The following is a 15,086-nucleotide window of genomic DNA, read 5'->3' on the forward strand; positions in this document are numbered from 1 at the left end:
ACAAACAGAAGAAAAGGAGGGGGAAAAATGAGTGTTACATTATTACTATCATTTCTAGGTGCAGCAGTTGTGCTTACTCTAATGCCAGGGCCAGATAATTTATTTGTGCTCGCTCAAAGCATTTCTCAAAATAAAAAAGCAGGTATCATGACCACACTTGGATTGTGTACTGGAATTTTCGTACATACTACAGCAGCTGCAGCAGGTATCTCGGCTATTATCTATCAGTCTAGTTTTGCGTTTATGATTGTGAAATACGCTGGAGCCATATACTTATTATACTTAGCTTGGAGTGCCTTTCGTGAAGGCAAAACATCATTTGAAATAGGTTCAAAGCCTAAACTAAGCTATAGTAAGCTTTACAAACGCGGTATATTAATGAATGTATTGAACCCTAAAGTCTCCCTGTTTTTCCTAGCTTTATTTCCGCAATTTATCGACTCTACTCGCGGAGCGTGGGCGGTTCCTATCCAAATGATTTTGATGGGAATTGTATTTTTACTACAAGCATTTGTCATCTTTGCAATCATAAGTTTTTTTGCGGAAAAAGTTCGTGTATGGCTTGAGCGATACCCAGCGATAGAAAAACGAATCAACATAATTAAAGGAGTTCTATTAGGCGTGATTGGTGTGAAGCTCGCTATTTAATACACAAACGTGGTGAGTGTGTGGCACCCTTTCGTTAGAAAACGCTTTCATTTATAGCTATCTTCCCATATGATAATAGTAAAGGATTCATCTAAGTAAGAGGGGGATATAGGATGAAGAAAGAGCATGGTTTTGAAACAAAGGTGATTCATGGAGGTTATGATTCAAAAGATTTCTTAGGGAGTTTAACAACACCTCTATTCCAAACATCTACCTTTACGTTTGATAGTGCCGAGCAGGGGGAGATGCGTTTTGCGGGTAAGGAAGATGGATATATTTACTCCCGTCTAGGTAATCCAACAGTGAAAGCGTTGGAAGATCGTATCGCTCAGCTTGAGGAAGGGGAGGCTGGTCTAGCTTTTGGTTCTGGTATGGCGGCTGTATCGGCTGTTTTAATCGCCTTAACAAAAGCAAATGACCATATCCTTTGTTCGCGAGGGGTGTATGGCTGTACGTTTGGCTTATTAACGATGCTTGAGGAAAAATATAATATCCAAACAGATTTCAGTGATATGAAGACAGCTGAACAAATTCGTTCCCTAATTAAACCAGAAACCTCCTGTATTTATATTGAGACACCAATTAATCCGACAATGGATTTAATTGATTTAGAGCTCGTTTCCACTGTTGCGAAGGAGTACAATATTCCTGTCGTTGTCGACAATACGTTCTGTTCGCCGTATTTACAAAAGCCCTTAACTAAAGGCTGTGACGTTGTGTTGCATAGCGCTACGAAGTATATTGGGGGTCACGGAGATGTCGTTGCTGGCTTGCTTGTTGGAAAACAGGAATTCATTCAAGAGGTGGCGATGACAACGCAAAAGGATATAGGAGGAATCATCTCACCGTTTGATGCCTGGCTATTGCTAAGGGGCCTAAAAACACTTCCTGTCCGCCTAGATCGTCATTGTCAGAATGCAGAAAAAATCGTTGCCTATTTAAAAGATCACTCTGCGGTGGATAAGGTTTATTTCCCGGGTGATGCTACAAATCCTGACTATGACATTATGAAAAAACAAATGAAGCAAGGTGGGGGTCTCATTTCCTTTGAAATAAAAGGAGGGAAGGAGGAGGCTCAGTATATCCTCAATCAACTTCGTTTTATTAAAACGGCTGTGAGTTTAGGCGATACAGAGACGCTAATCCAACACCCAGCGACCATGACGCATTCGGTCGTACCGGAAGAAACGAGAAGACGTATGGGCATCACCGACCAGCTGGTCCGTTTGTCAGTGGGACTAGAAGCTTGGGAGGATATATGGGAGGACCTGAAGTATGCACTAGATCAGGTCACCTCTGCTAATATACAAAAATAAAGCTGACATTAGCCTTCCTTGATAGGGAAGGTTTTTTTATGAGAAAAAAGTACAACATTTGGGGCTTACATGTGTTTCCTTTATCTCCTACGGATTCAGGAGAAGTTCTGGGGTGGAGGAGACTCTATTACACCCGCTGATCGTGCAGCAGAACCAAACCACGTCGTGTAGGCCGTAACATATACGTCGCTGAATGACGGGCGCTTGCCTTTCCTTATACTTATACGCTTTAACAAAATTATTCTCTCATAACCCCATAAAAAGTTCACTCAATTATCCTATTGAACAAAAGGCCTATAGTAGCGTACTATTGGTATTTGTAACCATTCAGCACCGTAGATAGTTCAGCGAGAGAAGGAGGATTCATATGGTTGCTACAAGTCATCAGGTGATGGGCTTTACGTGGGGGATGGGTGCTATTACGATATACAATAGTGTAGGGTACATACCGGACCAACTGTTTTCTACGATTTTATTTTTTGCAGCGGTCATTATTGGATCGCTCATACCGGATATCGATACACCAAAGTCCAAGTTAGGTGGGCCTTTTGAGCGTTGGGGGTTCATGTTTGTCATTTGCCTCGTTGGAGTGGAGATATTGACACCGGGATTTTCGAGGTCTGCTCAGTTTTTACTGATGATATTGTCCCCTTTGTTGTTTGTGTATTCCGGGCACCGCAAGTTCACCCATTCCATCGCGTTTCTTGCCTTGATGGGGGCGTATAGCTTTCTGCTTCATACATATATAGCGATTCCTCTTTTTTATTTAGTTGGTTTCTTAACAGGTATCGTATCGCATTTATTTGGAGATTTTCTAACCAAAAGAGGGATTCCGCTTTTCTATCCAATAAGTCGAAAGCATGTAAAGTTCTTTTATACATTTCGTACTGGCTCACCGATTGAGGTAAGTATAACAGCGGCACTAGTGGTCTTAAACATTGTTATTCTATCGAAAAATGTACTCGGCTAATATCAAACAGGCTTACCCAATTGGGTAAGCCTGTTGTTGATATGGGGTATCTACCTAACGTGTGCTCTTAAGTCATTCCAACCTCTCCTTGGTGATGTGATTAAGGCGAGGTACTTTTCATGTGAAACGATCCCCCATGAGCCTCTATGCTCTTTCCAGCATACGATCCAAGGCTTTCTTGGCATCTTGAGCAATTTTCGCCTCTACCTTAATGACATTATGCGGTTCACCTTTTTCAATGGACTCTAAACACCAGGCAAGGTGAGGTAAATCAATGCGGTTCATGGTGAGGCACGGACACATATTCGGATTAAGAGAAATAATGTGTTTATCAGGATGCTCTTGAATAATTCGGTTCACTAGATTCATTTCTGTACCAATGGCCCATGATGAGCCGGCAGGAGCGTTCGTAATAGTATGGATAATGTGATTGGTTGACCCTGCATCATCAGATAACTTCACCACTTCTCTACGACATTCAGGGTGCACGATAATCTTCATTTCAGGGGATTTTTCACGTAATTGGTGGACATTTTGAACCGTAAAATTCTCATGTACAGAACAATGCCCTTTCCATAGAATTACTTTGATATCCTCCATGTTTCCTTCATAGATCAGCTCATTCATAATCGGATCCCAAACGGCCATTTGTTCTAATGGAATACCTAGGTTATAAGCTGTGTTCCTTCCAAGGTGCTGATCAGGTAAAAATAAAATCCGTTCTTTTTGTGTGAATGCCCAGCTAACCATACGTGCTGCATTGGAGGAGGTAACGGTAGCACCATCGTTTTTTCCAACAAATGCTTTAATAGCAGCTGTAGAGTTCACGTAGGTGAGCGGCATGATCGTATCATCAAATAGGTCCATAAGCTTTTGCCATGCTTTTTCCGTTTGATCAATGTTAGCCATGTCAGCCATGGAACAACCTGCGCGCATGTCTGGTAGATACACTTTCTGTTCTGGTTTCGTTAATATGTCTGCCGTTTCAGCCATGAAGTGAACCCCACAAAAAACAATCGCCTCGGCTTGGTGATTGTCTGCGGATAACTGAGCCAACTTCAATGAGTCTCCGCGATTGTCAGCAAATTGAATCACTTCATCTTTTTGATAGTGATGGCCAGGTAGATAAAGGCGTGACCCCATCCGTTCTTTCACCTCACGTACGCGTTGCTCCAAATTCTCTCTACTAGCTTGTTTATACTGTTCCGGAAGCATCGGGGTCTTCTGTTCAACTGCTTCAAAAATATTCACTATAATCCCTCCTTATTGCATTTCAACTCTGACACTAATATCAAGGGCTGTTGCTGAATGGGTTAAACACCCAAGTGATATATAATTAACACCTGTGTGGCGATAGGTATGCAAGTTTGCTAGATTAATACCGCCAGAAGCTTCTGTCGTTATGGAAATGGGAACGAGCTTATCAAATTTTTCGATTTCGTCAGGTGTACGATTATCGAACATGATGCAATCAACTCCTGCTTCGACTGCTTCTCGGACCTGCTCCTCTGTTTCCGTTTCGACTTCAATTTTGATCATATGTCCCAACTGTTCACGTAATGAAGCGACAGCTTTGGTAATCGAACCTGCAAACGCAATATGATTATCCTTAATCATGACAGCATCATATAGCCCGTTTCGATGATTAAAGCCACCACCCATTCGGACCGCATATTTTTCAAGCATTCGAAGACCAGGGGTTGTTTTTCTGGTATCACAAATTCTCGTGTATGGGCTATCGAGTAGGAGTACTGCTTGTTTCGTAATCGTAGCTACCCCACTCATTCTTTGGATGACGTTTAAGATAACGCGTTCACCTGTTAACAGCGTGGACATCGGACCTTCCACTGTCGCGATTATCTGGCCCTCTTCAACTTGATCACCATCTTGTATAAAGATATGGACCGCGTTGTCTTTCGTTAAAAGCTCATAGCCTATTTCAATGACATCCGTTCCGCAAAAAATACCTGTTTCTTTGGCAATGAAATGAACTTTGCCTCTTGTGGTTGACTCAAAAAGAAGGTTACTTGTTTGATCGCCTTCCCCTATATCTTCAAGGTAAAATTGTTCAATTAATTGCCGTAGCTTGATTTTGTTCATATATGTCACCCTTTTTGTATTGTTTCTGGTGGAAGATATGCTTGGTCTCCCATTCTTTCTTTTCAACTGGAAAATCATTTCTAAAATGTCCTCCACGGCTTTCTTCGCGTGTTAAGGAAGAGGACGTCACCAGCCAAGATGTGATGAGCATAAAAATAGTTGTAATTTGCTCTTTGGAAAGGGCGTTATAGTTTGCTTGCAATAAATGTTTTAGGGAATATGATTCAAGCCATTTGATTTGTTCGTTTAAGGAGTTTTTTTCTCGAACAATACCTGTGTGCCTCATCATCTTTTCTTGTATTTGGGTAATGGATGGAAGAGGTGAAAAAGTATGTTCACTAGGCTGAGCTTGTATTAAGTGAGTTGGGATAGAATGATAGAATCTTCTTGGCTGCTGATTAATGTAATTAGCTAAACGTTTCCCATAGACAAGCCCTTCAAGTAATGAATTGCTTGCTAGCCTGTTTGCCCCATGAATCCCAGTACATGCTGTTTCTCCAATAGCGTATAGTCCGTGGATGGAGGTTTTTCCCATTTCATTCGTCTGAATGCCACCCATTAAAAAGTGACACCCAGGTGCAACAGGAATAAACCCATCAGCAATCACCACTCCATTTGACTCACATAAGCTCGTAATACCAGGAAATCGTTTCTGGAAGTTTGGAATGGAGCGGATGTCTAGATAAACGGTATGACCTTGTTGAATATAGTCGTAAATGGTTTGAGATACAACATGACGAGGTCCGAGATCTTGTAAGGGATGAACGCCCTTCATGATCTGTTCACCATGTTCATTGACTAGTTTGGCACCCTCGCCCCTTACGGCTTCTGAAACCAATCCTTTTGTTTCCCCATTTAAATAAAGGAGAGTGGGGTGAAACTGCACAAATTCCATATCCATCACTGTTGCTCCAGCTTTATAAGCAAGCGCTATTCCGTCTCCAGTTACGGTTGACGCATTTGAGGTCAATGAATATACCTGCCCACAACCGCCAGTGGAGAGGACGATGTGATTAGCTATAAAGGTTTGAATATCACCCGCACTATCTTTTCCTTTTACACCATAGCAAGTATTGGAAGAGGGATCGACCAGTAACTCGTAAACCAAAAAATCTTCAATCACGGTAATGTTTTCTCCAGTTTGTTGAATTAAATAATCGACTATTCGCTTCCCCGTCTGATCACCTCCACCGTGAACAATACGGTGGTGCCGGTGTGAGCCCTCCATACCTAACGAAGGGGTACCATCTTCGGTAAGGTCAAATTCACACCCTTGTTGTAAAAGCTCTTCAATAATTTCTGGGGCTTCTTCCGTTAATGATTGAACTGCTTGATGGTTGTTGCTATATCTTCCAGCTTCTAATGTATCTAAGTAATGTTGGTAAGGGTCATCATCCAAGCCGATAGCTGCAGCAATTCCGCCTTGTGCTAAGGAAGAGTTTCCATGTTGAAGGCTAGACTTTGTGAGAACAATCACATTTAAATGCTTAGAAAGCTTGCTCGCAAGCTGTAGTGACGCAACCCCACTACCAATTATGACAACGTCTGTCTTTTGCATCATGTAACCTCCTGAATTAACAGGTGTCTTGACACTTATATTTACATAGAATTAAACTAATGACAAGTATTTTGTGCGAAAAATTGTAAGGAAGAGGCGAGTACATGATGTATTTTGATTATGCAGCTACATGTCCAATGGACGAAGAGGCGTTGCAAGCATACAACAAAGCGGCGACTTCCTATTTTGGAAATACACAAAGTTTACATGATACAGGGAGTCAGGCAGAAACGTTGCTTGAGGAATGTCGGAATACATTTGGTGATTTATTAGGAGTAGAAGCAAAAGGGATTTATTTTACGTCAGGAGGGACAGAGAGTAATTTTTTAGGCATACAAGCGTTAATCAGCTCCAACAAAAAGCGAAATCATATCATTACATCTGATGCCGAACATGCTTCTATTGAACATTGTTCTCTAAAACTGGAAGAAGAGGGCTATCGAATAAGTCGAATCCCATTTACGCAAGAGGGAATTATAGATATAGAAGAATTAGAGAATGAGCTCACTGAGGATACAGCATGTGTAGCCATTCAACATGTGAACCCAGAGCTAGGAACGATTCAGCCTATTCAGGACATTGCTACTCTTTGCAACGAATGGGGAGTATTACTCCATGTGGATGGCGTTCAGTCATTTGGAAAAATGGATGTGACGAAAGCCGTGCCTCAAGTCGATAGCTATGCCATTTCCAGTCATAAAGTATATGGACCTAAGGGAATAGGTGCTCTATACATCCGCCCGAGCTTAACGTTTCAACCTTTTCTACCAAATGGGAGTCATGAAAAAGGCGTAAGAGCTGGTACGGTGAATACACCTGCAGTTGTTGGTTTTACAGTAGCCTCCCAAAAAATAGTACAGCATTTATCTGCACATATCCATCATTATAAAGAATTGCATGATACGTTTGTCGACACGATGAATACGGTTGATTCCTATATTGATTGGGTTATCCCGGATCAGTCAGAGCGAATCCATGCAATTGTTGGATTATGTGTAACACATATCGAAGGGCAATGGATGATGCTTGAAGGAAATCGACGAGGATTTGCATTCTCCACGGGAAGTGCTTGCCAGGTAGGAAATCAGGCTCCTTCTCCAACTTTAATGGCTATGAATAAAAGCAAAGAAAAAGCCAAGACGTTCATACGGATCTCATTTGGAAAAGATCATACGAAAGAGGAAGTGAAACAATTAGCGAATACCCTTATACAAACTATCGAAGAGCGCCATCAAATTGTGCTACAATAACTTAGTACAAAGACTTAAAGGGAGCGTTAGATATGAGCCATCAGAAGAAAGTGCTGGGTGAAGAGCGACGTGCCATGCTTTTGGATATTCTCCAATCTAGCTCTGAACCGACAACAGGGAGCGAATTAGCGAAAAAAGCCAATGTTAGTCGGCAGGTTATTGTTGGAGATATCTCTTTATTAAAGGCTAAACAAGAACCGATCATTGCTACGAGTCAGGGGTATATGTACTTGAATGACTCTAACAATGTCAATCAGGTTGAACGCACCATCGTAAGCTATCACACAGCTCACCAAACAGAAGCAGAACTAAACCTACTAGTCGATCATGGAGTAATTATAAAAGATGTATCAGTTGAACACCCAGTATATGGGGATTTAACAGCTTCCTTGCATATATCGAATCGAAAAGAAGTTAAACAATTTATCGAACAAATCCAATCAAACCAAGCAACATACTTATTGGAACTGACAGGCGGTATCCATATGCATACCATCGCCGCTTCCAATGAACAGATGCTTGATGAAGCCATAGAGGCGTTGGATCAACAAGGATATATTGTACGTGCTTAAATGATGTAACCCTTATGCTTTTGGAGCATGAGGGTTATTTTTATTAGTAGAGTAAGCATAAGTTCTTACGCTTACATGTTAAGCTCCAACGTCTCATGCATTAGCTGGTTTAGTTTGGATTCGATACGTTTTCTTGAAACAGATTATTATCGACTTTTATTGGTTTAATTGTCTGTATAGGGCTATTAACTTTATATCTGTCCGCCTCTTTCGTATCGAACGAAATTCTATAAAACTGACCTTTACGTATTAGGTTCCATACATTCCTATTTTTGACTTCAAGTATAATATTCTTTTTAGTTTGGTCGACAATAGTCAAAATCTCTATATGATATGTAGCACGACCTTTCTCTCTCTCTTCACTTTTTTGAATTACTTTCCCGGTAACTATCATAGTTTTATCGAAATCTATATGTTTTTCTGATGAACAAGCTGATAGCACTATTAAACACGTCATCAATAATACATATTCTCGCATAAAGCCCCCTTTTAATTACGATAGCCTAAATTTAAATGATATATTATAAATAAGTCTACATAATACGCATCAGAGCTAGATTCAAATGAAAGTAGTTTTATTCATCGTTCCTTTTCTTGTATGCTATAACTAGAGTAGTGTTATGGTATAAAGTGAACACTACACATAAAAGCACTACACCTATTTTTATTAGAGGATAACGGATTTCATATAAATTTCAACAGAAAAGGACGTGAAGATTCATGAATCAGACGGTTGGGTTTATCGGATGTGGGAAAATGGCGCAGGCCATGATTGGAGGCATGATTCATTCAAAGATTGTCACACCAGATCAAATCATTGCAAGTGCCCAATCTGAGGGTACCTTAGAAGAAGTGCGACGACAATTTGAGATACAAACGAATTTAGACAACCGAATTGTTGCCGGACAGGCAGACTTGCTCTTTTTAGCTGTGAAGCCGTATGACTACAAAGCAGTTATTCATGAGGTTCGTCAATCTGTTGCCGACGAGGCTATTATTATAACGATTGCTCCTGGTGTTTCGTTCGAAGAAATGGAAAGTGCGTTTGAGAGAGAAATGAAGGTCGTTCAAGCAATGCCAAATACACCTTCTCTTGTAGAGGCAGGGATGTCTGCCCTTTGCCCAAATAGCAAAATAGATGATAAGGATTTAGCAAAAGTTATAACCTTATTTGAAAGCTTTGGCAAAGTGGAGGTCATTACGGAAAGCCAAATGAGTGCAATCCCGTCAATCAGTGGTTCATCTCCTGCTTACGTTTATATGATGATTGAAGCAATGGCCGATGGAGGTGTTGCTCAGGGACTTTCCCGAGATCAATCTTACCGACTTGCAGCGCAGGCCGTGCTTGGTGCAGCAAAAATGGTACTTGATACAGGAAAGCATCCAGGGGAACTTAAGGATGAAGTAACGTCTCCTGGAGGAGCAACAATTGCAGCTGTCACAAAACTTGAACAAGAGCGGTTCAGAGGAACGATTATGGCTGCGATGGAAAGTTGTTCAAACAAAGTGAAGGACATGGGAGAGGAATAGAAAATAGATCATTCTCCTGCTTACTCACTACTTTGGTAATAAATATAGAAGGATTTTGGTTTGATACAATAAATTCTTGAGACCATACAACCTAATAACTTACAATCAGCAATTTCGTAATGGGTATTTGGAGTTAAATGAAAGATACCTGGTTCCTTTTGGAAATTTCTGTGGTATATTTATCCTGAATCTAATTCAGAAGAGATCCAAGAAAATGAAGAAGAACCTGTTTTATGCATTGTTGTTAAGTATGGTTCTAGTACTAGGTGCTTGTAGCGGTGGCTCTGAGGGAGAAGAAGATTCTGATTCTAACGAAGACATGAAGCAACAAGAAGATTTAGGTGTCTCTGAGGAAGGTTCTGAATCAGAAGATGGATCCGAATCTGAATAAGACTCAGAAGAATAAGTACATCCTAGAATAATAAAATCAATAACCCCCTTAAGAAACTGTGTGCTCACTAGAGTATTGCTTTCTTAAGGGGGTTTTAAGTTGTTTTCTTTCCAGATTACCAAACGGCAATCATTTTACTGCTTATTGGTGTGAATTTCTTTTCGAACGTTTTCCACATTCGTATTACTATATTTTTTTGTGTTGCGTCCTCCGGTTGTTTCAGCAAGGTAGCGTTTTACTTCATTGTACGTCATAGAAACATCATCTTGTTTAGCTTGAACGATATACTTTTTCATATATGTCACCTCTTATGTATAGCGTATATCGATTTTAGATTTCTTATCCAAGGAAAAGATTGAATGTATTTTCTAGGCATATTTATGGCTAATGAACGGGTATGAAGTAAGGAGGAGAAATGATACAAGGATGTGGTGTAGATGGAAGAAACAAAAGTTACCATAATTGGTGCAGGAATTGCAGGTGTAATGGCTGCTAGGACGCTCCTTGCTAACGGCATTAAGGATATAAAAATAGTTGATAAAAGTAAAAGTGTAGGCGGACGATTAGCAACTCGTCGTATGGAAGAAGGAAAAGCAGATCATGGAGCCCAATTCTTCACAGTACGATCAGAACAACTCGAGCAAGACGTTAAGCTTTGGTTACAGCGTGGATGGATCAAACATTGGTTTGGTGACCCTTATCCACGATATACGAGTGTGAATGGTATGAATGCTCTTGTAAAACAGCTGGCAGAAGATTTACCTGTCTCATTATATGCAAATGTCGAATCCATTGAGGAAACGACTGGTGGTTTCGAATTAAAAACAGAAGATGGGCAGTCTTGGAAAACAGGAGCAGTATTATTAACAGCTCCTGTCCCACAATCAAGAAAATTATTGTCCGGTAAAAATGTATCGTTGCAAGAAAAGGAAGTCAGGAAACTAGATAGAATATCATATAATGCTGCAATTGTAGGGCTTTATCAATTTAATTCTCCAACCACTTTGCCATCGGAAGGAATAATAGATGCCTCTCTCCCATTGCATGTAGAAAAAATTGTAGATCATCAGAAGAAAGGGATATCACCCAACCCAACAATAAGTGTGTATATGGAGGGAGGATGGAGTAATGATTATTTTTCACATACAGATGAACATGTGATGAACAGAATGAAAGAGATTACGGAGCATCTTCTTCCTTGGGAGGATCTTACAAACTCCCAAATAAAACGATGGCGATATGCTGAGGCTGAAAACGTTATTTATGAACCTTACCTTAATGTTCATGAAGCACTACCTCTATATGTTGCAGGAGAAGCTTTTCTTGAGAAAAACGACAAAGCAGGTCGAACACGTTTTGAAAGCGCGTACTTGTCTGGAATTGCAGCAGGAAATAAAATTGCTTCTTTTTTCTAGACGATATGTAGAGAAATCCTGCCCATTATAAGCGGCAGAATTTCTTTATTTTGTTCCAAAGCATTACTTGTTGTCGTTGTAATCTGGGATGAATTCTTCAGAGAACGCAACTTTTGCATCCTCCATTGAAAAATCATCTGCCCCTCGATTTGGGTCTTGCTCTTGATTGTTGATCATATCCTTCATCCCTTGAAGCATACCTCGGTTGTCACGGGTCATTCCATAAATGAAACCACCTAGACCGAGAAGGGTAAGAAGAATTCCTCCACCTCTACTATTTCTACGCCCAGTCAAAAATGCTAAACGACTGCGTCTTCCAAATAATGATGTTCTACGGCCAAATTTGAAGGCTGATGTTAACCAACGTAGGTTATTCAAAATGGTTTCCTCCCGAATTCGTGAGTTTGAAGATCATTGATCTCCTATATTAGTTTCTGTAAAAAAAGACCGATTATGATAGCAATCTTTACTAAATGGAAGGCAAGTGGCACAAGTTACCTTTTAGCTGAAATATAAATCAAAAGTAATGGTTTTGGTGGGTTTTTTGACGGGGAATGGAATTGAAATTCAATTATTAATTAATTATTTATTTTTATTAGAAGATAATTGTATAATTTGTTTTTGAGTTTCTTACTATAAAAAGGAGGATGGAGTAAGTGTTTTTAGAACTTTTAAGGCAAATTAATGACAGCATATGGACTTATATTATTATTACGGTACTACTTGGAGTAGGACTATTCTTCACTTATAAAACCAACTTTGTTCAGTTTAGGTTGTTTAAAGAAATGTTCCGGGTTTTATTTGAAAAAGAGTCTTTTGCAAAAAGTAAAAAAGGAACTTCCCCATTTCAAGCTTTTACGATTAGTACAGCATCACGGGTAGGAACAGGTAATCTCGGTGGTGTAGCCATTGCAATAGCAAGCGGAGGACCTGGAGCGGTATTCTGGATGTGGATTATAGCATTGGTAGGCTCTGCAACAAGTTTTGTCGAGAATACGCTGGCGCAGGTTTATAAAACAGAAGACGGGGATGGTTATCGTGGCGGCCCTGCATATTATATGCAAAAAGGGCTCAACAACCGTAAGCTAGGTATTGCCTTTGCCATTGCAATCACCTTTACGTATGGATTGGTATTTAGCTCTGTGCAATCCAATACGATTCGATTAGCCTTTGAGCAATCGTTTGATCTTTCAAAATGGATTATGGCAGGTGTGCTTACTATTCTAACTGCTCTCGTTATTTTTGGTGGTCTGAAGCGAATAGCGAAAGTAACCCAATATGTGGTTCCGATAATGGCTATTTTATATCTTATCCTAGCCTTTTTTATATTGATTTTTAACCTGGGAGCTATACCTGGCCTGATTTCAACGATTGTCGAAAATGCGTTAGGTATTCGTGAAATTGCTGGGGGAGGTATTGGAGCTGCAATTATGATGGGTGTTCGACGCGGCTTATTCTCCAATGAAGCAGGCATGGGTAGTGCACCGAACGCTGCAGCAACGGCTGAAGTCACACATCCTGCTAAACAAGGCTTAATTCAAACATTGAGCGTTTTCATTGATACCATCATTATTTGTAGTGCGACTGCCTTTATCATTATGCTTTCAGGTGACCCTTCTCAATATATGAATCCAACGATGAAAAGCATACAACTTACCCAAAGCGCTTTTTCAGGTCACGTAGGAAACTGGGCAGGAACCTTCGTAGCCATTGCTATCTTTCTGTTTGCCTTTAGTTCAGTAATCGGAAATTATTATTACGGTGAAACGAACATTCAGTTCATAAAAGAAAAAAACTCCTATTTAACGGTATATCGTTTAGCCGTCCTGTTCATGGTTGTTTTTGGAGCAGTAGCAAAAATGGAATTGGTTTGGGCTCTCGCAGACCTCTCTATGGCTATTATGGCACTTATTAACCTTTATGCCATTATCCGCTTATCAGGTGTTGCTAAAGATGTCTTGCAAGACTATATGCAGAAGCGTAAACAACCACAAACTTCCCATTTTTCAAGTAACAGTGTAAAACACCAGCAAGGAATAGAGAGTTGGTAAAATGCAAGTATGTTACGAAGATAAGAGGGACCTTTTATAAGGTTCCTCTTTATTGTTCTTCAATTAAGGCTCGGAAAGAGCGCCCAGCAAGGATGAGGCACACCGAAAACCGCGGTCGACACACTATCTCGACTTCACTTCAAGATTATGCATCATATACGGAACAACATAAGTAAAAAGAACCACCAAGCTATATAGCTTGGTGGTTCAATTAGGAGGAGAAAACCTATCGACACCTAGGTTTTCGTAGGGTTCACCTCTGCTTAGTGAGCGAGGTGAACTGATGGGAATGGGTGTCCCTTCATTTGATTTTGAAGGGACAAATGTTCAGGTTACATTTATATCATCAAAGAGAAGAGGGGGGAGGGTCCCTTCTCTTTGTTACACGTCCATAAAACTTGCGTTAGAAAGAAATCCTCTCTTTTAAATCAGCATTTTTAATGTCAATTTTCGCTTCATTCATAATCTCTGTTAATTGATCAGGGTTGGCTTTACGAGTTTCAAGCTCCGTTTGTAGCTGTTCTTCCATTTCATCAAATGTTCCTATAGATGACGTGTCTTCTTTCTCCCGTTTATCGGTCACTTTAATGACGTGAAAGCCATATTCGGATTCAACAGGCTTACTGACCTTGCCAACTTCTAAATCGTAAGCTGCTTCCTCAAAAGGTAGCACCATGTCACCAGTAGAGAAGTAGTCTAAATCGCCACCGTTTTCAGCAGAGGTTGTATCTGTGGAATATTCTTTAGCTAGGTCAGCAAAATCTCCACCATCCTCTAGTTTTTGGATTACTTCGTTGGCGGTTTTTTCATCATCAACAAGAATGTGGCTTGCTTGTACTTCTTGTTTCATGTTTTCGTAGTAAGATTGCAACTCTTCGTCCGTAACCTCTACACCATCTGTAGTGGCTTTTTCCTTAAGCATAGAAGAGTGAATAACATTTTTTAAATCTTCTTCACTTGAAAAGCCATTTTGTTGTAATACCGATTGAAATTGATCACCGTAGGAATCTTTCATTTTATCGATTTCATCTTGCACTTCTTCTTCACTAACAGAGTAGTTCTCGGACAGAACTTTGTCATAGATCATTTCTTTTAAGACTGCGTCACCATATTGGTCAACGAGCTTGTTATAAAAATCCTCTTTACTTACATCACCGTTCTTCGTGGATGCTACTACTTCAGTATCTTCAGCGCTGCTGTTACTACATGCTGTTAGCGTGAAAGCTGCTACAACAGTCATTACGATAGGTGCTAATTTGATTTTCATTCCATACGCTCCTTATGA

Annotated in this window: 15 protein-coding genes; 9 read left to right on the forward strand and 6 right to left on the reverse strand. The window is 40.2% G+C overall.

Annotated elements, in window-relative coordinates; all coding sequences use genetic code 11:
* Nucleotides 1-27: 27 nt before the first annotated feature.
* The 3 genes from GLW08_RS13715 to GLW08_RS13725 all read left to right on the forward strand — a co-directional run bounded on the left by GLW08_RS13715 (nucleotide 28) and on the right by GLW08_RS13725 (nucleotide 2,934).
* Nucleotides 28-648: a LysE family translocator gene (locus GLW08_RS13715; protein WP_160849210.1), complete on the forward strand. Its 621-nt coding sequence runs from the start codon at nucleotides 28-30 to the stop codon at nucleotides 646-648.
* 113 nt (nucleotides 649-761) lie between these two features.
* Nucleotides 762-1,964, forward strand: coding sequence for a methionine gamma-lyase (gene megL, locus GLW08_RS13720; RefSeq protein WP_160849211.1), 1,203 nt, complete (start codon nucleotides 762-764; stop codon nucleotides 1,962-1,964).
* A gap of 367 nt (nucleotides 1,965-2,331) precedes the next feature.
* Nucleotides 2,332-2,934, forward strand: a complete 603-nt coding sequence (locus tag GLW08_RS13725) for a metal-dependent hydrolase (protein ID WP_160849212.1) — start codon at nucleotides 2,332-2,334, stop codon at nucleotides 2,932-2,934.
* 144 nt (nucleotides 2,935-3,078) lie between these two features.
* On the opposite strand, the gene nadA is transcribed toward GLW08_RS13725, so the two are convergent.
* Genes nadA through nadB form a run of 3 tightly spaced genes read right to left on the reverse strand, consistent with a single transcriptional unit; the run spans nucleotide 3,079 to nucleotide 6,595 of the window.
* Nucleotides 3,079-4,185, reverse strand: coding sequence for a quinolinate synthase NadA (gene nadA / locus GLW08_RS13730; RefSeq protein WP_160849213.1), 1,107 nt, complete (start codon nucleotides 4,183-4,185; stop codon nucleotides 3,079-3,081).
* Between the two features lie 12 nt (nucleotides 4,186-4,197).
* Nucleotides 4,198-5,034, reverse strand: coding sequence for a carboxylating nicotinate-nucleotide diphosphorylase (gene nadC / locus GLW08_RS13735; RefSeq protein WP_160849214.1), 837 nt, complete (start codon nucleotides 5,032-5,034; stop codon nucleotides 4,198-4,200).
* Nucleotides 5,003-6,595: an L-aspartate oxidase gene (gene nadB / locus GLW08_RS13740; protein ID WP_337193942.1), complete on the reverse strand. Its 1,593-nt coding sequence runs from the start codon at nucleotides 6,593-6,595 to the stop codon at nucleotides 5,003-5,005. Before nadB ends, nadC begins: the two co-directional genes overlap by 32 nt.
* A 101-nt stretch (nucleotides 6,596-6,696) precedes the next feature.
* Here nadB and GLW08_RS13745 point away from each other — a divergent pair, with 101 nt between their 5' ends.
* From GLW08_RS13745 to GLW08_RS13760, 4 genes are all read left to right on the forward strand, one after another.
* Complete coding sequence (locus GLW08_RS13745) at nucleotides 6,697-7,842, forward strand: IscS subfamily cysteine desulfurase (RefSeq protein WP_160849215.1); 1,146 nt, start codon at nucleotides 6,697-6,699, stop codon at nucleotides 7,840-7,842.
* Between the two features lie 32 nt (nucleotides 7,843-7,874).
* Nucleotides 7,875-8,414 carry a transcription repressor NadR gene (locus GLW08_RS13750; RefSeq protein WP_160849216.1) on the forward strand — a complete coding sequence of 180 codons (540 nt, stop codon included), beginning with the start codon at nucleotides 7,875-7,877 and terminating at the stop codon, nucleotides 8,412-8,414.
* Between the two features lie 720 nt (nucleotides 8,415-9,134).
* The gene (gene proC, locus GLW08_RS13755; protein WP_160849217.1) at nucleotides 9,135-9,944 is read left to right on the forward strand and encodes a pyrroline-5-carboxylate reductase; all 810 of its coding nucleotides are present in this window, start codon (nucleotides 9,135-9,137) and stop codon (nucleotides 9,942-9,944) included.
* 214 nt (nucleotides 9,945-10,158) lie between these two features.
* Nucleotides 10,159-10,335 (forward strand): hypothetical protein, encoded by a 177-nt coding sequence (locus GLW08_RS13760; protein WP_160849218.1) that lies wholly within the window; start codon nucleotides 10,159-10,161, stop codon nucleotides 10,333-10,335.
* A gap of 134 nt (nucleotides 10,336-10,469) precedes the next feature.
* On the opposite strand, the gene GLW08_RS13765 is transcribed toward GLW08_RS13760, so the two are convergent.
* Nucleotides 10,470-10,631 carry a gamma-type small acid-soluble spore protein gene (locus GLW08_RS13765; RefSeq protein ID WP_160849219.1) on the reverse strand — a complete coding sequence of 54 codons (162 nt, stop codon included), beginning with the start codon at nucleotides 10,629-10,631 and terminating at the stop codon, nucleotides 10,470-10,472.
* A 141-nt stretch (nucleotides 10,632-10,772) separates the two neighbouring features.
* Between GLW08_RS13765 and GLW08_RS13770 the strand changes: the two genes are divergently transcribed.
* Entirely contained in the window at nucleotides 10,773-11,750 is a 978-nt protein-coding gene (locus GLW08_RS13770; RefSeq protein WP_160849220.1) for an NAD(P)/FAD-dependent oxidoreductase, read from the forward strand.
* Between the two features lie 63 nt (nucleotides 11,751-11,813).
* Here the strand turns inward: GLW08_RS13770 and GLW08_RS13775 are convergent, their stop codons facing one another.
* Nucleotides 11,814-12,128, reverse strand: coding sequence for a hypothetical protein (locus GLW08_RS13775; protein ID WP_160849221.1), 315 nt, complete (start codon nucleotides 12,126-12,128; stop codon nucleotides 11,814-11,816).
* Between the two features lie 278 nt (nucleotides 12,129-12,406).
* Between GLW08_RS13775 and GLW08_RS13780 the strand changes: the two genes are divergently transcribed.
* Nucleotides 12,407-13,801, forward strand: coding sequence for an amino acid carrier protein (locus GLW08_RS13780; RefSeq protein WP_160849222.1), 1,395 nt, complete (start codon nucleotides 12,407-12,409; stop codon nucleotides 13,799-13,801).
* Between the two features lie 403 nt (nucleotides 13,802-14,204).
* Here the strand turns inward: GLW08_RS13780 and GLW08_RS13785 are convergent, their stop codons facing one another.
* Nucleotides 14,205-15,068: a peptidylprolyl isomerase gene (locus GLW08_RS13785; RefSeq protein ID WP_237458449.1), complete on the reverse strand. Its 864-nt coding sequence runs from the start codon at nucleotides 15,066-15,068 to the stop codon at nucleotides 14,205-14,207.
* Nucleotides 15,069-15,086 lie beyond the last annotated feature (18 nt).

It is taken from the genome of Pontibacillus yanchengensis (assembly GCF_009856295.1).
Taxonomy (GTDB): Bacteria; Bacillota; Bacilli; order Bacillales; family BH030062; genus Pontibacillus; species Pontibacillus yanchengensis_A.

What these genes read in the sequence shown, in the direction of transcription:
- GLW08_RS13715 (WP_160849210.1), top strand. Translation starts at nt 28, where the DNA reads ATGAGTGTTACATTATTACTATCATTTCTAGGTGCAGCAGTTGTGCTT.
- nadC (WP_160849214.1), bottom strand. Translation starts at nt 5,034, where the DNA reads ATGAACAAAATCAAGCTACGGCAATTAATTGAACAATTTTACCTTGAA.
- GLW08_RS13750 (WP_160849216.1), top strand. Translation starts at nt 7,875, where the DNA reads ATGAGCCATCAGAAGAAAGTGCTGGGTGAAGAGCGACGTGCCATGCTT.
- GLW08_RS13765 (WP_160849219.1), bottom strand. Translation starts at nt 10,631, where the DNA reads ATGAAAAAGTATATCGTTCAAGCTAAACAAGATGATGTTTCTATGACG.
- GLW08_RS13785 (WP_237458449.1), bottom strand. Translation starts at nt 15,068, where the DNA reads ATGAAAATCAAATTAGCACCTATCGTAATGACTGTTGTAGCAGCTTTC.
- proC (WP_160849217.1), top strand. Translation starts at nt 9,135, where the DNA reads ATGAATCAGACGGTTGGGTTTATCGGATGTGGGAAAATGGCGCAGGCC.
- GLW08_RS13745 (WP_160849215.1), top strand. Translation starts at nt 6,697, where the DNA reads ATGATGTATTTTGATTATGCAGCTACATGTCCAATGGACGAAGAGGCG.
- nadB (WP_337193942.1), bottom strand. Translation starts at nt 6,595, where the DNA reads ATGATGCAAAAGACAGACGTTGTCATAATTGGTAGTGGGGTTGCGTCA.
- GLW08_RS13725 (WP_160849212.1), top strand. Translation starts at nt 2,332, where the DNA reads ATGGTTGCTACAAGTCATCAGGTGATGGGCTTTACGTGGGGGATGGGT.
- megL (WP_160849211.1), top strand. Translation starts at nt 762, where the DNA reads ATGAAGAAAGAGCATGGTTTTGAAACAAAGGTGATTCATGGAGGTTAT.
- GLW08_RS13770 (WP_160849220.1), top strand. Translation starts at nt 10,773, where the DNA reads ATGGAAGAAACAAAAGTTACCATAATTGGTGCAGGAATTGCAGGTGTA.
- GLW08_RS13760 (WP_160849218.1), top strand. Translation starts at nt 10,159, where the DNA reads ATGAAGAAGAACCTGTTTTATGCATTGTTGTTAAGTATGGTTCTAGTA.